Raw genomic sequence first — 22,337 nt, 5'->3', positions numbered from 1 at the left:
AGTGAGTACTCACAATCTTTTAGCGGGAATTACTCCGGAAGAATTCGACCGTCTTGGGGATGCCCGCGGCCAGATCCACCTGCGGCCGCCAGCCCAGTACGTCCCGGGCCCGGCGAATGTCGAGCTGCGAACGACGCAGGTCACCGAGCCGCGGCGGGTGCATCTCCGGTTCGTCTGCGGCGCCGACCGCCAGGGCGATCGCGGTGTGCATCTCGCGGGTCGAGGTCTCCACCCCGGTGCCGACGTTGAACCGTTGACCACCGCCATCCGGCCCGGACGCCTTCACGAAGGCGTCGACCACGTCGTCGACGTACACGTAGTCACGGGTGTCGGAGCCGTCACCGAAGATCTTGGTGGGCCGCCCGGCCAGCAGCGCCTGGGCGAAGATCGCCACCACGCCGGCCTCACCGTGCGGATCCTGCCGCGGACCGTAGACGTTGGCCGGCGCGATGTGCGAGCAATCCAGGTTGTACAGATTGCGGAACATGTTGAAGTAGACCTCGCCGGCCACCTTGCTCGCCGCATACGGCGACGCCGGATTCGTCGGAGTGTCCTCACTGGTCGGGTAGGACGGCGGGGTGCCGTACACCGAACCGCCCGACGACGTGTGCACCACCTTGCGAACGCCGGACTGCCGGGCCGCCTCGGCCAACCGGACCACGCCCACCACATTCACCGTGGAGTCCAACTGCGGGTCGTCCACCGAACGCTTGACCGAAATCTGAGCGCCCAGGTGAAAGATCACCTCAGGCTGGGTGTCCTTGAACAGGCCCAGCAGGTCTGCGTCGACGATGTCGGCCTTGACGAACTCGAAGTCCTTGTTGCTGTCGGCGCTCTGCAGGTTGTCGATGCGCCCCGAACTCAGGTCATCGAGCCCGACAACGCTGTGCCCGTCCGCCAGCAGCCGGTCGACCAGCGCCGAGCCGATGAAACCTGCCGCACCCGTGACTAGTGTTCGCACTCGCCCACCGTACAGTCGACAAGAGTGAACAAAGTCGCCCGCACAGCCGCCGCGCTCATCGCGCTGCACCTGCTGGTCCGGGCGATCCTCGCGTTCGGGGGCTACTTCTACTGGGACGATCTGATCCTGATCGGCCGGGCCGGAACCCAGAATCTGCTCTCACCGGCCTTCCTGTTCGACGATCACGACGGCCACGTCATGCCCGCCGCATTTCTGGTGTCGGGGGCGGTCACCCGACTGGCACCGTTCTCTTGGGTGCTGGCCGCGGTGAGCCTCGTGGTGATGCAGCTATTGGCTTCGCTGGCGTTGCTGCGGGCACTGTGGGTGATCCTCGGCTGGCGGCCGGTGTTGCTGGTGCCGCTGACCTTCGCCCTGTTCACGCCGCTGGCGCTGCCCGGGTTCGCGTGGTGGGCGGCGGGGCTGAACACGCTGCCGATGCAGGCCGCGCTGGCGTGGGTGGTGGGTGAGGCCGTCCTGCTCGTGCGGACCGGAGCGTCGCGGCATGCGGTTGTTGGTGTGCTCGTCTTTCTGGGCGGGTTGTTGTTCTTCGAGAAGGCCGCGGTGATCCCGTTCGTGGCGTTCGCGGTGGTCGCGCTCCTGGGGTACGTCACGGGGACCTTTGGCTTGCGCGAGGTGTGGCGCCGCGGGTTCCGGTTGTGGGTCGGCTGCCTCGCACTCGTCGTCGCGTGGATCGGGGTGTACCTCGTCGTCGTCGATCAGAAGCGGTGGAGCTTCGACCTGGCGATGACGTGGGACCTGCTCAACCGCTCCTTCACCCACGGCATCGTGCCCGGAATCGTGGGCGGGCCCTGGTCCTGGCAGCGCTGGGCGCCGGCTTCGCCGTGGGGCACGCCGCCCGTCTCGGTGATGGTGCTGGGCTGGATCGTGCTTGGTGTTGCCGTCGCGGTGGTGCTGGTGCGCAAACGGCGGATCTGGCCGGTGCTGGTGGTGGCATTGGGCTACGCCGTCGCCTGCCAGATCCCGATCTATCTGATGCGCTCGTCCCGGTTCACCGCGTTGGAGCTGGCGCAGACGCTGCGCTACCTGCCCGATCTGGTGGTGGTGCTGGCGTTGTTGGCGGCCGTGGGATTCTGTGCGCCGAACCGGCAATCCTCTCGTGCGCTTTCCGCGTCACGGGCGCGCACTGCCGTATGTGTCAGTGTCGCGGTGCTTTTCGTGGCGAGCAGCCTGTATTCGACGTTCACCTTCCTGAAGGTGTGGCAGGACAGCCCGGTGCCGGCTTATCTGAACAATGCCCGCGCGTCGCTGGCGTCCACGTCGTCGGCGGCACCGCTGCTGGATCAAGAGGTCGATCCGCTGATCCTGCAACGGGTGGCCGCTCCGGAGAACCTGGCCAGCCACATGTTCGCGCTGGCATCACCACGGCCCGAGTTTGGCTCGGCCACAACTGATCTGCGGATGTTCGACCGGACCGGGACGCTGCTCCCCGCGAAAGTGACCTGGGTGCGCACCATCGTCGAAGGTCCGGAGCCGAAATGCGGATTCCTGGTGCAGCCTGACGAGCCCGTCGTCATGCCACTGGACGGGCCGCTGCTGCCGGCCGACTGGACCACCGAGATCAACTACCTGGCCAACAGCGACGGCTCCTTGACCATGGCCCTGGCCGAAGGGCCCGAGGTGAAGGTGCCCGTGCGGCCCGGGCTGAACCGGGTGTTCGTCCGCCTGCCCGGAGCCGGGCAATCGATCTCCGTCGAGGCCAACACCGCTGCCCTGTCGGTCTGCATCTCCCCCGGACCCGTCGGATTCCTGGCACCGAGGTAGTTCAGGTGCTGAGATACTGAGGGTTGACTATCGGGATTTGTCGAGGGGGACGCTTCTGTGAGCGCGCTTGATGGCTTCTATTCGACGTGGTCCAAGGCGAAGGACACATTCGGCGCGGGCGTCCCTACCGACGGCTCTCAGTACAACGGCAGCAGTTCCCAGCTGCTGAACATGAAGGGCATGATCGACTCGGCATTGCCCGATGACCGTTGGCAAGGCAAGGGATCAGAGTCCTATGCAGCCGCGAACAAAGAGCATGCCGCCGTATACGAGAGGCTGGCGGCGCTCGACAAGAAGATGGCCGCCGAAGTCACCAACGCGGCCAATATCGTCACCAACGGGCGCGCTCAACTCGACACCACGAAGTCCTGGGTCGACAGCGCCGTCAACTCACTGCCCAGTTCACTGAGCTCCCAAGCCCGCGAGAACAGCCTGATCCCGATCGCCAAAGAAGGCATCACCCAGGTCAACAACACCGTCAGCACCGCCAACGGGGACATGCTCAAAATCGGGTTCCGCGTCACCGACATCAGGAACCAATATGACGAACTGAAGGGCCAGAAGTTCGGACCTGCTGACGTGCTGAAGGCTGCCGGGGACAAACCGGAAGATAAAAAGAAGGACACAGAACTCAATTCGGATAGCGGCCGCGCCGACGGTGAAGCACTCCAGAACGGCGCTGGCCGAATGATGATGCCTGAGTACCGCGACGCCTCCTTGAGGCCGGAACATTATCTGAACAGCAGCTGGCAGACCTAGCTGCCGGTAAGGACGTGGTAGTCGGAAAAAGACCGAATGGCGTATCTCTATCAACTTTCACAATCCCTCAACGGTAAATCGCCCGAAGAGATCAAGGCCATTGAGGCTGCCCTGCCGGAAGATCAACGCAAAGCCCTGGCACAAAGTCTACTCATCGTATCGAATGCCCACGCTTTATCGGGTGCACCCAATACCGAGGGCGTGACCGACACTACCCGCGATAACTTCGTTCCAGCCGCTGGCAGCATATCGAATCTTCCCGACGGAGTAGTCAAGGAGCTAACACGCGATGATCGCTTTACGCCAACCACGGCGACTCCGTCTTGGGGCCAAAAGGCATTTGATAGTACCATCGGCGCCGTCCTCGGGGGTGATCCCAACGCTCACGATGTGCAAACAGTTCATATGAATGGCGTGGCGGGGCTACAGGATGTTAAGGACATCTTTACGCCAGCAGGATCCGGATATGCGAATGGCAGCGAGGCAACCAAAGCCATGCTCGCGACTGCGTCGCAATACGCGAACGCAGACATTGACCACCCATACGCCAGCAGCGACGCTCACGGATCATTGAAAGGGGCTCTTGCTGATGTGGTTCAATACGCGGGCTCCAATGATCACGTCAGCATGCGCGATCTGACCAGCGACGATCAATTCCTGCGCGGACTGTTGCAAGAACATTGGGTCGAAAACTCCAATAAGATCGGAGATGCATTCCGGTGGATAGACGACGATCCCTCAAATAAGGTGAACGGCACGACCGCCAACGAAGTCGCTCATTATATTGCCGACCACAAACCGCAACTGGAAAATTTGCCCGGCGGAGGAGGCACGTTCGGGGATAAGAATCCAGGGGTTGCATCTGGAGTTGCCGAAGCCTTGTCTCCTTACGTAGGACAACTCGCCGGATTAAGCGGTCCAGAAAACGGTATCGAACATTTCAAGAATTCCGGCGAAAGCAGCGCGGTCGGTATGAGCGATATGTATTCAGTACTCGACCAGAACCATGAATCCGCCGGCATTATTAACGCTGCAACAAACAACGCGTACCACAATATTCTCGCCGACACCGCCAAGAACGGCTACAACAGCTACGACCTCGAGGTTGGCGGGCGGCTTCTCGATTCCATGTCACTAGGGGCTCAAGATTCCGACCTCTTCAACCGTGAGACCGCGCAGTGGGAACAAGCCGTAAAGGAAGGCGACGAGAAAGACAACCTCGGTAAATGGAAGGATCTCATCTCACTCCTCCCGGAGGGCGACAAAGGATGGGCATTGGCGCAAGCCGGGCTTGGCCTCGACGCCGGACCCGGACAAAACCCGGCGACAATAGCCGGTGGCGATATCATGCGATCTCTCATCGAAAACGCCAGTCCAGCCGAGAACACCGCACAGTACCGCAGTTCAATCCTTGAGGGTCTCATGCAGAAGCACCCGGCTATCGCTGACGATCCGTCGCTCACCCCACTCTTAACCGACGGCAAACTCGATCCCGACAAGTTCCTCAACAACAGCAATGCCTCCAGAATTATAGCCAATTGGTTTGATAACAACGCTAACGCAAATGGAGTGAACGAATCAGATTGGAAGACCGCGATTAGTAATGGCCAGGATAACGACAACTGGGGATAGGTGGATGGCTTCCAAAATTGGCAGATTTCACAAATGCTGGGCGACCAGCATCGCCGCGATCACGTTAATATCGTGCTCCCCTGCTGATTCCATCCCAGAAAAACCTGCTACACCACTCCCAGAAACAAATAACCGCATAACTTCCCGTTGGATAGAGAACCCTACAGTGGACCTCATGTCAGCGGACGGGACGTTCATCAGGGCGGTGATGGAAGCGCAGCGGGCGGCGGACCTCGCGCTGGTACGCAAGCGTGAAGCTCTCGACAACACGGGTTTCCCTGGCTTCGCACGTGCTTTCAACAACCCCGAACTGGCCGACGAATACTTCTCTCTCCCCAACAAAGGATGGTCCTACGCTGGGACCGACTACTACGAGGTAGTGGAGTTCGGCCGAGATGGCGAGATGCGGACAGCGGGTGTCTGCAACTACAAATCGATGACCGCATCCAAGCGTCCTGGCAATGACCTGTACGAAACAGTGGCCGCGGACAATTACGGGTTTGGGTCGATCATCACCTACGGACCAAACCCCAACCTCCCCACCGAGAAACAGCACACACCCCCGGCGATGCAGCGCGGCCCCGCGAACCGCCCCACTGATGACGTCTTCGGGACATGGGTGATCACCGACATCACCGCTCTGGTTGGGGGGCGATTGCCTTGCGGCAAACCAGCGCCAGGTACACCTCCGGGCCGAACTGATCGCCATACCTCGCCCGAGCCGCCGGCATCTCTGCCGCCAGACCCCGGTTGGCCCGACGGTGAACCTAGCTAGACAGAGCAGACCGCGACGTGCAATCGCCTCTATGCTCGTCTGCCTGGTTCCCGTTGTCTCAGCGTGCAACCCGGCTCCCGAGGCATCACCGAACGCTCCCGCGGCCAAGACAACGTCCAATCCGGTCCGGCACGAACTCGAACCGTTGACCAAGCGCTTTCCTGCACTCGGATCGCCGGTCTCGGCATCGTGGGTAAGCGGCGATATGGGTGACCCACGAGTGCCCGGCCCGTCGTTGTACTGGATCGACGCCATCATCGAAGTGAGCCCAGCGACCGCGGACCGTTTGAAGGCGACGCATCGACCCGTTCCGACCGCCGACCAGCCCGACGTCTGGGAAACCCTGCGCGGCAACCTGCCACAGGGCGGTTACCTCGCCAGTGACCAGTTGGACCGGGCATTCCGATCCACCAAGATCAACGCGCACGTATTCCTGGCCGCGGACGCACCCGTCGTCATCATCACCGCCACCGGCGAGTAGCCCGTCGCGCACATGCCAAGCTGGCAGGCATGACTGACGACGTACGTGAACAGGGTCTGCGCGTCCTCCAGGAGATGGTGCCGCATCTGCCGGCCGACGTTGTCGAGCCGGACGGAACCTTCGGCGACGAGCTGATGGCCATCGGCGTCGACAATGTCTTCGGCCGGCTGTGGAGCCGTGACGGGCTCAGCCGCCGTGACCGCAGCCTGGTCACCATGGGCATCCTGATCGCCCTGCGGGCCACCGATGAGTTCGAGTCGCACGTCAGGATCGGCCTGCGAAACGGCCTCACCGAAGATGAGATCGCCGAGGTCATCTACCACGCCAGCGGCTACGCGGGATTCCCCGCCGCGAATACCGCCCGCAACGTGGCGCGTGCAGCGCTGAGCAAGGACTAAAACCTATGCGTTGACTTTGAGCTGACGCCGCAATTGTGCGAGTAGCGGTGTGCGTGGTTTCAAAGTCAACGACCAGCCCAAAAGAAATGGAGCCACCCAGGGGAATCGAACCCCTGACCTATTCATTACGAGTGAATTGCTCTACCGACTGAGCTAGGGTGGCGCACCCGGCAGACCGGGCGGCACCACTTTACGGCAGACGCCGCCCAGGACCCAACTCACCCACGTAGCGCCTGCCCGACGGTCGCCACCATGGCATCGACGGCGAACTTCGGCTTGACGTTGACGGCCAGGGCCTCGCGGCAGTCCAGCACCGCCTCGATACAGCGCAGCAGCCGGTCCGGGGACACATGGTCGGCCATGGCAGCCGCTTTCTCGGCCATATCCGGGTGGTTGGCGGTCACCGCCGTGGCTCCCGACGACACCAGCAGGGCATCGCGGAAGTAGGTCGCCAGGTCGATCAGCGCCCGGTCCAACGCATCGCGGGAGGCCCGGGTCCGGCGGGATTTCTGCCGGCTCTCCAGCTCCTTGAGCGCTCCGGCGGCACCCCGGATCGTGCCCGCGGTGCCTTTTCCGGTCCCGCCGGCGCCCAGGGCGGTCTTGAGCTCCTCGGTCTCGGTCTCGTTGCGCCCCGCAGTCAGGGCCAGTGCCTCGGCCTCGGCGACGGCGACCATCTCCTCGGCCGCGGCGAACGCCCGCGCCGGGGTCGCGGCGTCTCTGGCCAGACCCAACGCGCGCTTCCGCCGCTCCCGGGCCTCCGGATCGGTGGCGAGCCGTCGAGCCCGGCCCACATGGCCGCCGCTGACCGAGGCGGCCCAGCGGGCATCCGCCTCCGGCAGCCCGTCACCGGAGATCAACACGTCGGCGATGGCGTCCACCGACGGCGTGGCCAGCGCGACGTGCCGGCACCGCGAGCGCAGCGTGATGGCGATGTCCTCGGGATCCACCGACGGTGCGCACAACAGGAACACCGTCGCGGCCGGCGGTTCCTCCACCACCTTGAGCAGCGCATTGGCAGCGCCCTCGGTGAGCCGGTCGGCATCCTCGATCACCACGACCTGCCAGCGTCCGGTCCCGGGCCGGCGCGAGGCGATCTGGACGATCCCGCGCATCTCCTTGACCGCGATCGACAACCCCTCGGGCACGATGCGGCGCACATCGGCGTGGGTTCCGGCCATAGTCGTCGTGCAGGCCCGGCACTCACCGCACCCCGGCGGCCCCTCTGACGTGCACTGCAAGGCCGCCGCGAAGCACAGCGCGGCCACCGAACGCCCCGATCCCGGCGGGCCGGTGATCAGCCACGCATGTGTCATAGTCCCGACAGTGGTGCCACTGTGTGGCGAATCACCACGGGCCGCCGACGCGGCCGCCACCAGCTCCTGTTCGACCGCGTGCTGGCCCACCAGCCGCGAAAAGACCCCGCTCATCGTCCCCAACAGTAGTGGTCAAGCCGACACAACCACGTCACAGCAGGCGCGCAACGTCCCTGCGGCCCGATACGGTGAACGGGTGACCGCGGAGGCAATACCCACGAGGCGAATCAACGCATTCGTCCGGTGGGTGGCCCGTACCCCGTGGCCGGTATTCACGCTGGGCATGTTGCAGGCCGACATCATCGGGGCGCTGTTCGTGCTGGGGTTCCTTCGCTTCGGCCTGCCACCCGAGGACCGCATCCAGCTCCAGGACCTGCCGGTGCTCAACCTGGCGATCTTCCTGACGTATCTGTTCGTGTCGTTCACCGTCGGCGCCTACCTGGCCCTGCGGCTGCTGATCCCGGTGATCCGGTGGCAGCGCCGCGACACACTGCTGACCAAATCCGACCCGGCCATCACCGAACTGGCGCGCGTTCGGGCGCTGAAGATGCCCTTCTACCGCACCCTGATCAGCGTCACGAACTGGTTGCTGGGCTCGATCGTGTTCATCGTGGCCAGCTGGCCGGTGGCCAGCAAGTCCGCTCCCGTGGTGCTCGTCGCCACCGCGCTGGGGGCGACCGCGACCGCGATCATCGGCTACCTGCAATCCGAGCGGGTGCTGCGGCCGGTCGCGGTGGCCGCGCTGCGCGGCGGGGTTCCGGAGAACTTCCGGGCCCCCGGGGTGATCCTGCGTCAGGTGCTGACCTGGGTTCTCTCGACGGGCGTGCCGGTCCTGGCCATCGTCCTGGCCCTGGTGGCCAGCAAGTTCTCGATCCTGACCGCATCCGCGGACCGGCTGAACACCCCGCTGTTGCTGCTCGCCGTGGCCGCGCTGGTGATCGGACTGTCCGGCACCGTGCTGGTGGCGATGTCGATCGCCGACCCGCTGCGCCAGCTGCGCTGGGCGCTGGGAGAGGTGCAGCGCGGCAACTACAACGCGCATATGCAGATCTACGACGCCAGCGAGCTGGGTCTGCTGCAGGCCGGATTCAACGACATGGTGCGCGAGCTGGCCGAGCGGCAACGGCTGCGTGACCTGTTCGGCCGCTATGTCGGTGAGGACGTGGCCCGGCGCGCCCTGGAACGCGGCACCGAACTAGGTGGCCAGGAGCGGGACGTGGCGGTGCTGTTCGTGGACCTGGTGGGTTCGACGCGGCTGGCGTCGACGATCCCGGCCGGCGACGTCGTCAACCTGCTCAACGAGTTCTTCCGCGTCATCGTCGACACCGTCAATCGTCACGGCGGGTTCGTCAACAAGTTCCAGGGTGACGCGGCCCTGGCCATCTTCGGTGCCCCCATCGAGCATCCCGACGCCTCCGGCGGTGCGCTGGCGGCATCCCGTGAACTCCACGACGAGTTGCTCAGCGTGCTGGGGACCGATACCGAGTTCGGCATCGGAGTCTCGGCCGGCCGCGCGATCGCCGGCCATATCGGTGCTCAGGCCCGGTTCGAGTACACCGTGATCGGGGACCCGGTGAACGAGGCCGCGCGCCTCACCGAGCTCGCCAAGCTGGAGGAAGGCCACGTGCTGGCCTCGGCGATCGCCGTCAGCGGGGCACTGGACGCCGAGGCACTGAGCTGGGATGTCGGTGAGACCGTCGAACTGCGCGGTCGCACCGCGCCCACCCAACTGGCGCGTCCGATGAACCTGGTCCTGCCAAAGGATCTCGAGCGCGACGTCACCGACAGCGACGTCTCCACCTAAGCGGTTCAGGCCTTCTTTGCAGCGGCCTTCTTGGCCGGAGCCTTCTTGGCAGCGGTCTTCTTGGCGGCAGCCTTCTTCGCCGGCGCCTTCTTCGCGGCCTTCTTCACCGGCCCGCGGGCCCGGCGATCGGCCAACAGTTCCGAGGCCCGCTCGTCGGTGATCGAGGCGACGTCATCGCCCTTGCGCAGGCTGGCGTTGGTCTCACCGTCGGTGACGTAAGGGCCGAATCGCCCGTCCTTGATCACCATCGGCTTGTCCGAAGCCGGATCGATGCCCAGCTCACGCAGCGGCGGGGCCGCAGCGGCCTGACGCCCACGGCGTTTCGGCTCGGCGTAGATCTTGAGTGCCTCGTCGAGGGTGATGGTGAACATCTGCTCCTCGGTGGCCAGCGAACGAGAGTCGGTGCCGCGCTTCAGATATGGGCCGTATCGACCGTTCTGCGCGGTGATCTCCTCGTTGTTCGCCGGGTCGACCCCGACCACCCGCGGCAACGACAGCAGCTTGAGCGCGTCGTCAAGGGTCACCGTCTCCAGATCCATGGTGCGCAACAACGATCCGGTGCGCGGCTTGGGTCCGGTCGGCTTCTTACCCTTCTTGGCCGGCGTCCCCGCTGCGCCGTCGTCGGGACCTTCCTCGGGAGCCGGGAGGATCTCGGTGACATAGGGGCCGAATCGTCCGTCCTTGGCGACGATTTCGTGTCCGGACACCGGATCGATACCCAGCACCCGGCCCTCTTGCGGTGTGGCGAAGGCCTTTTCGGCCAACTCCAGCGTCAGCTCGTCAGGGGTCAGCTCGTCCTTGAGGTTGGCGCGCTGCGGCTTGAGCTCACCCGGATTGTCCGGATCGGCGATCATCCGCTCCAGGTACGGACCGTTGCGGCCCACCCGGACCACCACTGCGCGGCCTTCTTCGTCGTCAAAGAGCTTGATGGAGTTGACTTCTCGGGCGTCGATACCCTCGAGGTTCCCGCCGACGAGATGCTTGAGCCCACCGGCGCGCGCGATCGAGCCTTCGACGCCGTGGTCACCGCCGAAGTAGAAATTCGACAGCCAGTTGGTGCGCTGTTCCTGGCCGTTGGCGATCTCGTCGAGCTCGTCCTCCATGGCCGCGGTGAAGTCGTAATCGACCAACCGGCCGAAGTGCTGCTCCAGCAGGCCGACCACGGCGAACGCGACCCACGACGGGACCAGCGCACTGCCCTTCTTCACCACGTAACCGCGGTCCTGGATGGTCTTGATGATCGAGCTGTAGGTCGACGGACGGCCGATACCGAGTTCTTCGAGGGACTTGATCAGCGAGGCCTCGGTGTAGCGGGCCGGCGGGCTGGTGGTGTGTCCGTCGGCGGTCAGGTCGGCGGCGTCGACGCGCTGGCCCTGGGTCAGGTTCGGCAGCCGGCTCTCGGCGTCGTCGGCCTCACCACCTGCCTGCTCGTCGAGGCTCTCGACGTAGGCCTTCAGGAAGCCGGCGAACGTAATGGTGCGGCCGGACGCGTTGAAGACGACCTGTTCGCCGCCCCCCGCGGTCCCGGCGATACGCAGCGACAGCGTCGTGCCGCGCGCGTCGGCCATCTGCGAGGCCACGGTGCGCTGCCAGATCAGCTCGTAGAGCCGGAACTCGTCGGTGTCGAGCTGCGCATGCAGCTGGCCCGGGGTCTGGAACACGTCACCGGCGGGGCGGATCGCCTCGTGCGCCTCCTGGGCGTTCTTGACCTTGCGGGTGTACTGCCGCGGCGTCGGGTGCACGTACTCCGAGCCGTACAACTGGCCCGCCTGGTTGCGCGCAGCGTTGATTGCCGACTCCGACAGCGTCGTGGAGTCGGTACGCATGTAGGTGATGTAGCCGTTCTCGTACAGGCGCTGCGCGATGCTCATGGTGCGCTCCGAGGAGAACCGCAGCTTGCGGGCGGCTTCCTGCTGCAGCGTGGAGGTCATGAACGGCGCATAGGGCTTGCGCGTGTAGGGCTTCTGTTCGACGGAGCTGACGGCCAACTGAGCGCCGCGCAGACCGGCGGCCAGTGCCCCGGCGCTGGCCTCGTCGAGCACCAGCACCTCATCGGGCTTGCGCAGCTGGCCCAGCGAGTCGAAGTCACGACCGGCGGCGACCCGGCGGCCGTCGACGGTGTTCAGCTTGGCGGTGAACTTGGGCGGCGCAGCACTGGCGTCGGAAACGGACGCGTCGAGTTCGGCGGTGACGTCCCAGTACCCGGCGCTGCGGAACGCCATGCGCTCCCGCTCACGCTGCACGATGATGCGCGTGGCCACCGACTGCACCCGGCCTGCGGACAGCTTCGGCGCGACCTTCTTCCACAGCACGGGCGAGACCTCGTAGCCGTAGAGGCGGTCGAGGATGCGTCGGGTTTCCTGCGCGTCGACCAGGGCGATGTCCAGGTCACGGGGGTTTTCCGCGGCGGCGCGGATGGCGGGTTCGGTGATCTCGTGGAACACCATCCGCCGGACCGGCACCTTGGGCTTGAGTGTCTCCAGGAGATGCCAGGCGATCGCCTCACCCTCGCGGTCACCGTCCGTCGCGAGATAGAGCTCGTCGACGCCCTTGAGCAGGTCTTTGAGCTCGGTGACGGTGCTCTTCTTCTCCGGGCTGACGATGTAGAGCGGTTCGAAGTTGTCGTCGACATTGACCCCGAGGCGCGCCCATGGCTCGGACTTGTACTTGGCGGGCACGTCAGCGGCATTACGCGGCAGGTCACGAATGTGCCCGCGGGAAGATTCGACCACATAATTGGAGCCCAGGTAGCCGGCTATCTTGCGCGCCTTGGTCGGCGACTCGACAATGACGAGTCGCCGGACGTTCCCCTTGCTACCGCTGCCGCTATCGCCAGCCAACGTGCCTACGCTCCACTTCTATAGTTGCCGCGCCACGCCCGGCAACTGACAATTTCGCATTACCCGCGAGCCTACGCAAACTGGCTCTCCGCGTGTCCACCATTAAATACGTGGCCAATGCGCCAACGCGGAGGCATCCCCGGGTGGTTCCCCCACGTTCTCCACCAGGCGTGACAGGCGTCTTCGACCGCTGATCCGCAGGGCCGGATGGGATCCTCGGGTCCCGATCAATGTCGGGGCAATCCCGACCCGCATCATGGCCGCGGCCAACGCCGCGTGGGTATCGGGGGCGTGCGGGTCCAGGCCCAGCAGGTACCGGTCGTCCCCCTCCGGCGAGCCGGCCGCCAGCGCCCAGGCCCGCAGCTCACGAGAGCCCGGCAGCCACCCCGGCGGCACGGTTTTGACGGCCCCCCGCGTCCACTCGCCGGCGATCAACATCAACTGCGGATCCAGCGCGGTGCGCACCAGCGGGTTGTTCTCGTCGGTCCGGGAAATTTCCGACACCAACCCGGCCTCGCTGATCATCTGGGCCAGGCCCTGGGCCCGCCACATCTCGTCGACGACCACCGAGATCCGGGCTGCCTGCCTGACACCGTTGCCGGCCAGCACAATCTGTCCCGGCCCGGCGAGCACCCCGGTCAGGTCGGCCACCGCGGGCGGCACCGACTCGGCCGAGAAGAAGGACAGCTGACTCACAAATCGACACTAGGCCAGTGCGGGCCCTAACAACGAGAACACCCCCGCGGTGTCCGGTACGGACTCTGCGGGGGTGTCTGTGTTGGGTTTGTCTCAGACGGCCCGAACACCCGTGGCCTGCGGGCCCTTCGGGCTCTGGCCAACCTCGAACTCAACCTTCTGGTTCTCCTCCAGGGTGCGGAATCCGCTGCCCTGGATTTCCGTGTAGTGGACAAACACGTCGGCAGAGCCGTCCTCCGGAGCAATGAAGCCGAAGCCCTTCTCCGCGTTGAACCACTTCACAGTTCCCTGTGGCATCTTTTGTTCTTTCCTTCTCTTCAACCGGGTGCGGTCCACCGACTTCCGGTGCACCGGGCCCGTTCCGACCGCCATACCAACGCGCGAGTCGACCGGAACTGACCCGACCTACAACCCTCGCAGGAACCGCGATCGCAACGACGATCCTGCGTGTGCGAGTACAAACACAGAAGCTGCGACCGCGATCAGTCAACCATGTTCGGGGCCACTGCAACAGTCTCGGTATGCGGCGCGTGGTGAACAATTCGTTTACAAATCCGGGCCGATGTCGGTGGGATAGATCGAGGGAGGACGAACGGTGCGTGATCAGGGGTCGGATTTCGGCCGTGAGCTGCTGGCTTGCGCTGTCGACGGCACCCCTTCCGGCGAAGATCCGCTACGCCATGTTGCGGATATCCCGCCGCGACACGGCAAACCCGGTCAGTGGCCGGAATGGGCCAATCCGGAGGTCGTCCAGGCCTTCCGAGACCGCGGAATCAGTGCGCCCTGGTCGCATCAACTCGCCGCGGCCGAGTTGGCACACGACGGACGGCACGTGGTGGTGTCCACCGGAACCGCATCGGGCAAGTCATTGGCCTATCAACTACCGATCCTGTCGACGTTGGCCGAGGACCGGCAGGCGCGGGTGCTCTACCTGTCCCCGACGAAGGCGCTCGGACACGACCAGCTGCGCACCGCACAGAATCTTGCCGACACCGTCACCGCCTTGCGCGACGTCGCACCGGCCCCCTATGACGGTGACAGCGCCACCGAGGTGCGCCGGTTCGCCCGGGAGCGGTCGCGGTGGATCTTCTCCAACCCGGACATGATCCACCTGTCGCTGCTGCGCAACCACGCCCGCTGGGCAGTGTTCCTGCGTCACCTCAAGTTCATCGTCGTCGACGAATGCCATTACTACCGAGGCATTTTCGGCTCCAATGTGGCCATGGTGTTGCGCCGGCTGCTGCGGTTGTGTGAGAGATATTCCGCCGACGGCGCTGGTTCTTGCACGCCGACGGTCATCTTCGCGAGTGCCACCACGGCATCACCGGCCGAAACCGCCGCCGAGCTGATCGGGCAGACCGTCGCCGAGGTGACCGAGGACGGATCACCGCAGGGCGCACGCACGATCGCACTGTGGGAACCGGCCCTGCTCGACGACCTCACCGGCGAGAACGGCGCGCCCGTGCGGCGTTCGGCCGGCGCCGAGGCCGCGCGGGTGATGGCCGATCTCATGACCGAGGGGGCACGCACCCTGACGTTCGTCCGGTCCCGGCGCGGCGCCGAACTCACCGCGCTCAGAACGCGGGCCCGACTGGAAGACACCGCACCCGAGCTGGCCGATCAGGTGGCGTCCTATCGGGCGGGCTATCTCGCCGAGGACCGCCGCGACCTGGAACACGCGCTGACCAACGGGCGGCTGCGCGGGCTGGCCACCACCAACGCGCTGGAACTCGGCATCGACATCGCCGGTCTGGACGCGGTGGTCATGGCCGGGTTTCCCGGCACCGTCACCTCGTTCTGGCAGCAGGCCGGCCGGTCCGGCCGGCGCGGGCAGGGCGCCCTGATCGTGTTGATCGCACGCGACGACCCCCTGGACACCTACCTGGTGCACCATCCCGCGGCGCTGTTGGACAAGCCGATCGAGCGGGTGGTGATCGACCCGACGAATCCGCACGTACTGGGCCCGCAATTGCTCTGCGCCGCGGCTGAGCTGCCACTCACCCGGGCCGAAGTGCGGTTGTGGAATGCCGAGACTGTGGCCGAAACGCTGGTCGACGACGGGCTGCTACGGAAACGCCCCAGCGGTTACTTCCCCGCCCCCGACGTCGATCCGCACCCGGCCGTGGACATTCGCGGCTCCAGCGGCGGTCAGATCGCGATCCTGGAGGCCGACACCGGCAGGATGCTGGGCAGTACCGGCGCCGGGCGGGCGGCGGCCTCGCTGCACCCCGGCGCGGTGTACCTACACCAGGGCGAGACCTATCTGGTCGACTCGTTGTCCTTCGAGGACGGGGTGGCGTTCGTGTATGCCGCCGACCCCGGTTACAGCACGTTCGCCAGGGAGTTGACCGACATCGAGGTCACCGGCCCGGGTGAGCGCAGCACCTTCGGCCCGGTCACCGTGGGCCTGGTTCCGGTGTCGGTGACCAACACCGTGGTCGGCTACCTACGTCGCCGCATCGACGGCGAGGTGATCGATTTCGTGGAGCTGGACATGCCGCCCAGCACCCTGGACACCATGGCTGTCATGTGCACGATCACCCCGGAAGCATTGCAGGACAACGGCGTTGACCCGCTAGCCATGCCGGGCAGTCTGCATGCCGCCGAACACGCGTCCATCGGCCTGATGCCCCTGGTGGCCAGTTGCGACCGGGGTGACATCGGCGGGGTCTCGACGGTATCGGGGCCCGGTCCCGGAGAGTTGGCCGGGCTGCCCACCATTTTCGTCTACGACGGCTATCCCGGCGGTGCGGGTTTCGCCGACCGCGGATTCCGCAATCTCGGTACCTGGTGGGGCGCGACGGCCGACGCGATCGAAGCATGCGAATGCCCACACGGTTGCCCCTCGTGCGTGCAGTCACCGAAATGCGGCAACGGCAACGACCCCTTGGACAAATCGGGCGCGGTAAAAGTACTCCGCCTGGTGCTCGGCGCGCTGAGTACAACATCCTCAGCGGACCCCCGACCGCATTGACGACCGACCCCTCGACGGCCGACTACGCGGATCTGCAACTGCATGGCTGCATTCGGCCACGCCGAACACACAGACGGTGCGACGAACGGTCGGACAACGCGATCCGTTCCCAATCCCGGAGGCCGGGCGCAGTGGCAAATTACGTGAACTCACTCATGTTTGCAACCCCACAGACCTCACTTCGGAGATCTGCGACCGTAATCCGCAGTTCGTCGCCGCGGATTACGTCGCCCTCGAGTGGCAAGACAGCTACGGCAGCGCCGGTAAAATCCTCCCCATGACCCACGACTGGCTGCTCGTGGAGACACTGGGTGGCGAGCCTCTTGTGGTCGCACGAGGTCTACAGACGAAGCACCTCGTCCCGATCAGTGTGTTTCTGCGCCGAAATCCGCACCTGATGGCGATCCAGAGCGCGATCAGGGAAAGCGTCCAGGCCGGCCAGGGCGTCAGCACCATCACGCCCAAGAATGACCGCGTGATCCGCACCGAGGTGGTGCGGATGTCCGACGGACACATCCACGGGGTCCACATCTGGATCGGGCCGACCGACGTCGACCCGCCCCAGCGCCCCATTCCCGGCCCGCTGATCTGGGACCTGACCGCGGGCGTGGCCACCGACACGCCCGAATCCCTCCGCAACAGTGGGATGAACCCGGACACCGAAGCCACCCACGACCGGACCTTCGCCGACGACCTGCCGTCCCGCGACCTCAACGGCAGCGAGGCCAAGGTGCTGGCCATGACCGTCAAGCCCGTGGTCGGCCGCACCTTGTGCACCACCTGGGACGTCACCGACTACCGCGGAGAGCTCATCACAGTGGGATTCGTCGCCCGGGTGACCCTGGAACCTCACGATGACGGCTCAGACCGACTGATCTGCCGGGCGATGAACTGGCGTGGCGAACGCGAGCATCCGGCGCCACCCACCGACAACCTGGCCCAGCGCATCCTCAACGGCCTGGCCCAGCCCGGCGTGCACCGGGCCCTGGTCGGCCTCGACGACTGGAAGTTGCTCAAATGGCTCGACGAGCCCGCACCGTTCTTCGACTGGCGTAACAACGAGGGCGGGCCGGCCCGCATCCACTCGGCCGACGCCCGACACATGGCCCGGATGACCACCGATTTCTCCGATGGCGTCGCCACCGCCGTATTGCGGATGCGCGCCGAGGACGGCGGCTGGCAACCGGTGCACATGACCGTCAACCGAATCGAACTCGACCACGACACCTACGCGGGGCTGATCGCCCTTCGGCTTCCGACCGACGACGAAGTCGCCGCGGCGGACCTCGACCGGCTCGACTAGGCAGCGGTGTCCACCGGTCCGGCGCGAGCAGTGGCGCGGGCCGGGCCGACGCCCCATCGGCCGAGGCGAACCGGAACCGACACCTCGAGCACCACGTCGAGCCCCTCGATCCGGCAGGCGCCGAGTACCGAACGCATCCGTACTGCGATCCGAGTGGCCTGCGCGCACGCTGCGTCCGGCCCGGACACCACCGTGCCGGCTGCGCCCAGGGCGGCCAGATCCGCCACCGACTGGGCCCGGTGCCGGGCCGTGACGGCGGCACCGAGGTAGGCGCCACCCGTGGCGAACGCGATGAGCATCGCGATCATCGCCGAGGCCAACAGCGTGGCCGAGCCTCGCTCACCCGACACCTGGTTCGGGTGCCGCTGCCGCCTCGGCCGACACGGTGAACCCCGGCAGCGCCGTGGCGGCGCTGACCCGGGCCACCACCAGGCCGCCGTCGCGACCGACATGTACCACCGCGCCGGACGGAGCGACCCGGCGAGCGGCCGACGACGCCGCTTCGCCCTCACCACGGGCGGCCAGCCGGGCCGCCTCGCGCGCCGCGTCGATGCAGCGGATCTGCATGCCCACGGCACCGAGGCCGCCGACACACAGCACCAGGACCGCCACCAGGGTGGCGATCGCAAAGGCCGCCTCGACGGTGACCGCACCCCGGTCATCCAGCCGGTCATCCAGCCGGTCATCTAGACGCTGGTGTTCAGCGCCCGGCTGATGATGTTGGTCAGCGCGCTGACGATCGAATCCCCCGTAACCACCGTGTACAGGATCGCCCCGAACGCCGCCGCGGCAATGGTGCCGATCGCGTATTCCACGGTGGACATTCCCGATTCGTCCACCACCAGCAGCGCCGCCCTGGCATTCGCCCACTGAATCATGTTTCCCGCCATGATATTTCCTCCCTCTGCGATGTGTACTCACAACAAACCTGAACCCAGCACGTCACCGGCCAGGCCGGCCACCACGGGGATGACGCCCAGGCACAGGAACGCCGGCAGGTAACACAGGCCCAACGGTCCGGCGACCAGTACCGAGGCACGTTCTGCCACCGCATCGGCCGCGGCAGTGGCATCGTGCCGAGCCTGGGCAGCCAGCTCGGCCACCCCGTCGGCCAATGCACTGCCCGAGGCCGCCGAGCGTCGGGCCAGCCGCAACAGGGCCTCGGCGTTCTTGTCCTGCGACACCACGTCACCGCCGCCGGCCCACGCCCTGGCCGGGTCCGCCCCGAGCGCGAGCAGCTCAGCTGCGCGGCGCAACATCGGCGCCAGTGTCGGTGGAGCCGATGCGGTGGCGGCCGCAGCCGCGGTCGACACCGCCATCCCCGCGGCCAGACAAGCGGAGAACAAGTCGAACGTCGAGGCCGCGGCGAGCGGATCATCGGTGTGCACCCGCCGCGTGTCCACCCTCGTCGCCGGTGCGGGTGCGGCGCGGGACCGTACCAGGGCCGGATCCGCACCGATCAGCAGCGCGGCAGCGAGGAACATTGCTGCCCAACTCATCTCAACGCCCGTTCGATGATTCGGTCCGACCACATCAGTCCGGCGCAGGCCAGCAGGACACCGATCACCAACAGCCAACCCCCCACGCCCGGTCCGCACAGAAAAGCCAGGGGCTGAGCACCGATCAACTGCCCCAGAGCAATCCCGACCACGGGCAGCCCGGCCAGAACCGCCGCCGTCGCCCGCGGGCCCGACATCGCCGCCTCGACATGGGAGGAAAATCGTTCGCGCTCAACGATGTCGCGCTGCGCGGCGTGCATGAGAGTGACGATCGAAAGTCCGTATACGTGGGCCAGCCGCCAGCAGACCGCGAGCCGTTCCCAATGCATCGGCGACTGCGATGCTGCCGCAACATCTTCCAGCCCGGCCGCGACATCGGCACCCAGGCGGGCCCGCGCGGCGACAGCTCCCATGCCTTGACCTACCGGCCCGGCCACCTCGCCGGCGGCAGCGTCGAAGGCGTTGACCGGGTGGACACCGGTGCGCAGTTCACCCACCAACACGTCCAGGGCAGCCTGCAGAGCCGCTGATTCCTCTTGTCGCTGCCGCCGCACCGCGCGGCGCCTGCGGCGTACCACGACCGTGCCGGACAGCAGGGCCGTCACCACAGCTACGGGCAGCGAAACCAACCAGGCCAGAACGACTCCCAACACCACCAGGATGGGCGCTGCGCGCACGCGGTGCCCATCCGGTGCATCCGCCCGCCGTAGCGCAGCCGCCCGGCGGGGCGTGGCCGGCCACAGCAGAAGTGCGGCGGCCAACGCCAGTGCACCCGCGGTCACGGCGATACCCGCTTTTCGACGAGGGCATGGAGAGTCTCTGCGCCACAGCCCACACCCGTGTCGGCGTGCCACGCCGTCACCACCTCCAGATCACCCCGGACCGCCCGGCGCAGTACCGCGATCTCGACGAGCCTGCGCCGACCGGCGCCGTCACGCCCGACGTGAAGCAGCACCTGCACGGCCGCGGCGAGCTGGCTGATCAGTGCGGCGCGGTTCAGCCCGCCGAGCGCACCGAGGGCCTCCAGCCGGGCCGGCACTTCCGCGGGATTGTTGGCGTGCACGGTGCCTGCCCCGCCGTCGTGACCGGTGTTGAGCGCGGCCAGCAGATCGACCACCTCGGCCCCACGAACCTCACCCACGACGATCCGGTCCGGACGCATCCGCAACGCCTGTCTGACCAGGTCACGCACCGTCACCTCACCGACGCCCTCGACGTTGGCGCCCCGCGCCACCAGCGTGACCAGATGCGGGTGCGGAGGGGCCAGTTCGGCGGCGTCCTCGACGCAGACGATGCGCTCATCGGCGGGTACGGCACCGAGTGCTGCGGCCAGCAGCGTGGTCTTTCCGCAGCCGGTACCGCCCGAGATCAGAAACGCCAGCCTGGCCCGGATGATCGCGCGCACCAGTTCGGCGGCCCGCGGTGGGATCGCCCCGGACCGGGTGAGAGTGTCGAGATTCTGGGTGGCCGGACGCAACACCCGCAGTGACAGGCAGGTGCCTGCGGCCGCGATCGGAGGCAACACCGCGTGCAGCCGCACGGTGAACGGGCCGATTCCGCTGAGTTGACCGTCCACCCACGGCTGCGCCTCGTCGAGGCGGCGCCCGGCCAACAGCGCCAACCGCTGGGCCAGCCTCCGGACCGCGCTCTCGTCGGGGAAACGCACCCCGCTGCGGTGCAACCCGTTGCCGTCATCCACCCATACCGCGTCGGGGCCGGTGACCAGCACATCGGTGGTGGTCGGCGCGCACAGCAGAGGTTCCAGGACACCGGCGCCGGTCAGCTCGGTCTCCAGCAGCCGAAGGTTGCTCAGCACCTCGGTGTCTCCGAGCAGACCGCCGGACTCCGCCCGAATCGCGGCGGCAACCACGCCGGGGCTCAGCGGAGAGGCTTCGGCCACCAGTCGTTCGCGTACCCGGTCGATCAGCGAGGCACTCACGCCGGCTCCTGCACGGGGTGACCAGCCAGGACCGCCAGCACCCGCCGCGCGGCCGAACCGAGCGGCGATCGTGACCGCACCCGTAGGCCGCCGCGCTCCAACACCTCGGCGATACCGGCCTGTGGACGCATCGATGCGAGCAGCGGCAGGTCCACGATGCGGGCCACCTCGGTTGCCCGAAGGCCGCCTGGTGACGGGCCCCGCACCACCACCCCGGTATTCGGGTTGCAGGCGAGCATCCACGGCCGCGCGGCGGTTGCGGCGGTGCACGAGCGCACGTCGGCCGGTGTCACCAGGACCACCAGATCGGCTGCGTTCAAAGCGGTTTCGGCCGCCTCGGTGGCGCGCCGCGGCACGTCGCACACCACCGTGACACCGCCCCGGCACCCCGCCTCGATGACCGCGGCCACCGGCTCGGCCGCGATATCGGCACCCGAGCGCCCGCTGGAGAGCACGCTGACCCCATCGCGACAGGGCAGCGCGTCGCGCAGGGCCGGATAGCCCAACCGGCCACCCTGCAGGGCCAGGTCCGGCCAGCGCAGACCGGCCAGGTCCTCACTGCCCGCCACCAGGTCGATGCCACCGCTCCAGGGGTCGGCCTCGATCAACAATGCAGCCGGCGCCGATTGAGCCAGCGCCACCGCGAACACCGATGCACCGGCGCCGCCCCTGGCGCTCACCACCGCCACCGCGGGGCCGCGACCACCGTCGTCACAACAGGCCGCCTCGGACAGTGCCGCCACGAGATCGGCGTCCTGGGCAGGCAGTGTCACCACGTGCTGGGCGCCGACGGAGATCGCAGCCTGCCAGTCCTCCGGCTGCGGATCGTCGCGACCGACGAGGACCACCCGGGTGCGACGGGGCAGGCCCCGGGCGGCGCACCGCACTGCCGCCGAGGCATCGAGCAGCACGGCGGCAGCAGCCGTCCAGGCCTTGCGTCCGGAGGGGTCGTCGACGAGGACGAGTCCGACGCCTGCGGCAGCGGCCACCCGGGACACGTCCTCACGCAGCTGGGGGTCACCGATCAGCGCCAGCACGGTGCCGGACGGGCTGATCGAACTGCTCGGAATGGCCATATGCCCAGCCTGCGGGCAACGACAGGGCCGGCACCATCACCAATCCGCGGATTGTGGATGAACTTCGGCCTGTGGATCAACGCCGGGCCGAGGACGCACCGGGCG

At 66.7% G+C, this 22,337-nt stretch carries 21 protein-coding genes and 1 tRNA gene; 9 read left to right on the top strand and 13 right to left on the bottom strand.

Annotation, left to right across the window (positions count from 1 at the left end; translation table 11 throughout):
- Positions 1 to 19: 19 nt before the first annotated feature.
- Positions 20 to 961 carry a GDP-mannose 4,6-dehydratase gene (locus G6N44_RS20425; protein WP_163666919.1) on the bottom strand — a complete coding sequence of 314 codons (942 nt, stop codon included), beginning with the start codon at positions 959 to 961 and terminating at the stop codon, positions 20 to 22.
- A 24-nt stretch (positions 962 to 985) separates the two neighbouring features.
- Between G6N44_RS20425 and G6N44_RS20420 the strand changes: the two genes are divergently transcribed.
- The 6 genes from G6N44_RS20420 (at position 986) to G6N44_RS20395 (ending at position 6,788) form a co-directional block, all read left to right on the top strand.
- On the top strand, positions 986 to 2,743 hold the full coding sequence (locus G6N44_RS20420) for a hypothetical protein (RefSeq protein WP_163666917.1): 1,758 nt from the start codon (positions 986 to 988) through the stop codon (positions 2,741 to 2,743).
- A 57-nt stretch (positions 2,744 to 2,800) separates the two neighbouring features.
- Positions 2,801 to 3,502, top strand: coding sequence for an EspA/EspE family type VII secretion system effector (locus tag G6N44_RS20415; protein ID WP_163666915.1), 702 nt, complete (start codon positions 2,801 to 2,803; stop codon positions 3,500 to 3,502).
- A 36-nt stretch (positions 3,503 to 3,538) separates the two neighbouring features.
- The gene (locus G6N44_RS20410) at positions 3,539 to 5,134 is read left to right on the top strand and encodes a TPR repeat domain-containing protein (RefSeq protein WP_163666913.1); all 1,596 of its coding nucleotides are present in this window, start codon (positions 3,539 to 3,541) and stop codon (positions 5,132 to 5,134) included.
- A 175-nt stretch (positions 5,135 to 5,309) separates the two neighbouring features.
- A complete protein-coding gene (locus G6N44_RS20405; RefSeq protein WP_163666911.1) occupies positions 5,310 to 5,909 on the top strand; it encodes a hypothetical protein in 600 nt (199 codons plus the stop codon).
- A gap of 31 nt (positions 5,910 to 5,940) precedes the next feature.
- Positions 5,941 to 6,390 carry a hypothetical protein gene (locus G6N44_RS20400; RefSeq protein WP_179964418.1) on the top strand — a complete coding sequence of 150 codons (450 nt, stop codon included), beginning with the start codon at positions 5,941 to 5,943 and terminating at the stop codon, positions 6,388 to 6,390.
- 29 nt (positions 6,391 to 6,419) lie between these two features.
- Positions 6,420 to 6,788 carry a carboxymuconolactone decarboxylase family protein gene (locus G6N44_RS20395; RefSeq protein WP_163666909.1) on the top strand — a complete coding sequence of 123 codons (369 nt, stop codon included), beginning with the start codon at positions 6,420 to 6,422 and terminating at the stop codon, positions 6,786 to 6,788.
- Between the two features lie 87 nt (positions 6,789 to 6,875).
- Here G6N44_RS20395 and G6N44_RS20390 read toward each other — a convergent pair.
- Both G6N44_RS20390 and G6N44_RS20385 read right to left on the bottom strand, forming a co-directional pair.
- Positions 6,876 to 6,951 (bottom strand) — tRNA-Thr (locus G6N44_RS20390).
- 55 nt (positions 6,952 to 7,006) lie between these two features.
- The gene (locus G6N44_RS20385; protein ID WP_163666907.1) at positions 7,007 to 8,215 is read right to left on the bottom strand and encodes a DNA polymerase III subunit delta'; all 1,209 of its coding nucleotides are present in this window, start codon (positions 8,213 to 8,215) and stop codon (positions 7,007 to 7,009) included.
- A gap of 82 nt (positions 8,216 to 8,297) precedes the next feature.
- Here G6N44_RS20385 and G6N44_RS20380 point away from each other — a divergent pair, with 82 nt between their 5' ends.
- Positions 8,298 to 9,905 carry an adenylate/guanylate cyclase domain-containing protein gene (locus G6N44_RS20380; RefSeq protein ID WP_163666904.1) on the top strand — a complete coding sequence of 536 codons (1,608 nt, stop codon included), beginning with the start codon at positions 8,298 to 8,300 and terminating at the stop codon, positions 9,903 to 9,905.
- 5 nt (positions 9,906 to 9,910) lie between these two features.
- Here the strand turns inward: G6N44_RS20380 and topA are convergent, their stop codons facing one another.
- The 3 genes from topA to G6N44_RS20365 all read right to left on the bottom strand — a co-directional run bounded on the left by topA (position 9,911) and on the right by G6N44_RS20365 (position 13,738).
- Positions 9,911 to 12,745: a type I DNA topoisomerase gene (gene topA / locus G6N44_RS20375; RefSeq protein ID WP_163666903.1), complete on the bottom strand. Its 2,835-nt coding sequence runs from the start codon at positions 12,743 to 12,745 to the stop codon at positions 9,911 to 9,913.
- A 102-nt stretch (positions 12,746 to 12,847) separates the two neighbouring features.
- The gene (locus G6N44_RS20370; RefSeq protein ID WP_163666901.1) at positions 12,848 to 13,441 is read right to left on the bottom strand and encodes a hypothetical protein; all 594 of its coding nucleotides are present in this window, start codon (positions 13,439 to 13,441) and stop codon (positions 12,848 to 12,850) included.
- Positions 13,442 to 13,534: 93 nt separating this feature from the next.
- Positions 13,535 to 13,738 (bottom strand): cold-shock protein, encoded by a 204-nt coding sequence (locus tag G6N44_RS20365; protein ID WP_006243848.1) that lies wholly within the window; start codon positions 13,736 to 13,738, stop codon positions 13,535 to 13,537.
- Positions 13,739 to 14,036: 298 nt separating this feature from the next.
- Here G6N44_RS20365 and G6N44_RS20360 point away from each other — a divergent pair, with 298 nt between their 5' ends.
- Positions 14,037 to 16,415 (top strand): DNA 3'-5' helicase SftH, encoded by a 2,379-nt coding sequence (locus tag G6N44_RS20360; RefSeq protein WP_163666899.1) that lies wholly within the window; start codon positions 14,037 to 14,039, stop codon positions 16,413 to 16,415.
- A 277-nt stretch (positions 16,416 to 16,692) separates the two neighbouring features.
- A complete protein-coding gene (locus G6N44_RS20355; RefSeq protein WP_163666897.1) occupies positions 16,693 to 17,718 on the top strand; it encodes a PAS domain-containing protein in 1,026 nt (341 codons plus the stop codon).
- On the opposite strand, the gene G6N44_RS20350 is transcribed toward G6N44_RS20355, so the two are convergent.
- The 7 genes from G6N44_RS20350 to ssd are packed head-to-tail and all read right to left on the bottom strand — an operon-like array spanning position 17,715 to position 22,232.
- Positions 17,715 to 18,068, bottom strand: a complete 354-nt coding sequence (locus G6N44_RS20350; protein ID WP_308213843.1) for an Rv3654c family TadE-like protein — start codon at positions 18,066 to 18,068, stop codon at positions 17,715 to 17,717. The two genes, G6N44_RS20355 and G6N44_RS20350, sit on opposite strands and share 4 nt — an antisense overlap.
- On the bottom strand, positions 18,058 to 18,384 hold the full coding sequence (locus G6N44_RS20345; RefSeq protein ID WP_170309457.1) for a TadE family type IV pilus minor pilin: 327 nt from the start codon (positions 18,382 to 18,384) through the stop codon (positions 18,058 to 18,060). Before G6N44_RS20345 ends, G6N44_RS20350 begins: the two co-directional genes overlap by 11 nt.
- Positions 18,385 to 18,404: 20 nt before the next feature.
- On the bottom strand, positions 18,405 to 18,608 hold the full coding sequence (locus tag G6N44_RS20340) for a DUF4244 domain-containing protein (protein ID WP_163666893.1): 204 nt from the start codon (positions 18,606 to 18,608) through the stop codon (positions 18,405 to 18,407).
- Positions 18,609 to 18,635: 27 nt separating this feature from the next.
- Complete coding sequence (locus G6N44_RS20335) at positions 18,636 to 19,217, bottom strand: type II secretion system F family protein (RefSeq protein WP_163666891.1); 582 nt, start codon at positions 19,215 to 19,217, stop codon at positions 18,636 to 18,638.
- On the bottom strand, positions 19,214 to 19,999 hold the full coding sequence (locus G6N44_RS20330; RefSeq protein WP_163666889.1) for a type II secretion system F family protein: 786 nt from the start codon (positions 19,997 to 19,999) through the stop codon (positions 19,214 to 19,216). Before G6N44_RS20330 ends, G6N44_RS20335 begins: the two co-directional genes overlap by 4 nt.
- Positions 19,996 to 21,156 carry a TadA family conjugal transfer-associated ATPase gene (locus tag G6N44_RS20325; RefSeq protein WP_163666887.1) on the bottom strand — a complete coding sequence of 387 codons (1,161 nt, stop codon included), beginning with the start codon at positions 21,154 to 21,156 and terminating at the stop codon, positions 19,996 to 19,998. Before G6N44_RS20325 ends, G6N44_RS20330 begins: the two co-directional genes overlap by 4 nt.
- Positions 21,153 to 22,232, bottom strand: coding sequence for a septum site-determining protein Ssd (ssd, locus tag G6N44_RS20320; RefSeq protein WP_163666885.1), 1,080 nt, complete (start codon positions 22,230 to 22,232; stop codon positions 21,153 to 21,155). Before ssd ends, G6N44_RS20325 begins: the two co-directional genes overlap by 4 nt.
- Positions 22,233 to 22,337 lie beyond the last annotated feature (105 nt).

It is taken from the genome of Mycolicibacterium alvei (assembly GCF_010727325.1).
GTDB classification, from domain to species: domain Bacteria; phylum Actinomycetota; class Actinomycetes; order Mycobacteriales; family Mycobacteriaceae; genus Mycobacterium; species Mycobacterium alvei.
Note: the sequence above shows the minus strand (reverse complement) of the source record. Positions and strands in the feature narration are given on the sequence as shown.

Bases quoted from the DNA above. Each gene is read 5' to 3' on its own strand.
- ssd (WP_163666885.1), bottom strand. From the start codon at position 22,232: ATGGCCATTCCGAGCAGTTCGATCAGCCCGTCCGGCACCGTGCTGGCG.
- G6N44_RS20400 (WP_179964418.1), top strand. From the start codon at position 5,941: ATGCTCGTCTGCCTGGTTCCCGTTGTCTCAGCGTGCAACCCGGCTCCC.
- G6N44_RS20410 (WP_163666913.1), top strand. From the start codon at position 3,539: ATGGCGTATCTCTATCAACTTTCACAATCCCTCAACGGTAAATCGCCC.
- G6N44_RS20335 (WP_163666891.1), bottom strand. From the start codon at position 19,217: ATGAGTTGGGCAGCAATGTTCCTCGCTGCCGCGCTGCTGATCGGTGCG.
- G6N44_RS20405 (WP_163666911.1), top strand. From the start codon at position 5,310: ATGTCAGCGGACGGGACGTTCATCAGGGCGGTGATGGAAGCGCAGCGG.
- G6N44_RS20385 (WP_163666907.1), bottom strand. From the start codon at position 8,215: ATGAGCGGGGTCTTTTCGCGGCTGGTGGGCCAGCACGCGGTCGAACAG.
- G6N44_RS20355 (WP_163666897.1), top strand. From the start codon at position 16,693: ATGACCCACGACTGGCTGCTCGTGGAGACACTGGGTGGCGAGCCTCTT.
- G6N44_RS20340 (WP_163666893.1), bottom strand. From the start codon at position 18,608: ATGGCGGGAAACATGATTCAGTGGGCGAATGCCAGGGCGGCGCTGCTG.
- G6N44_RS20395 (WP_163666909.1), top strand. From the start codon at position 6,420: ATGACTGACGACGTACGTGAACAGGGTCTGCGCGTCCTCCAGGAGATG.
- G6N44_RS20365 (WP_006243848.1), bottom strand. From the start codon at position 13,738: ATGCCACAGGGAACTGTGAAGTGGTTCAACGCGGAGAAGGGCTTCGGC.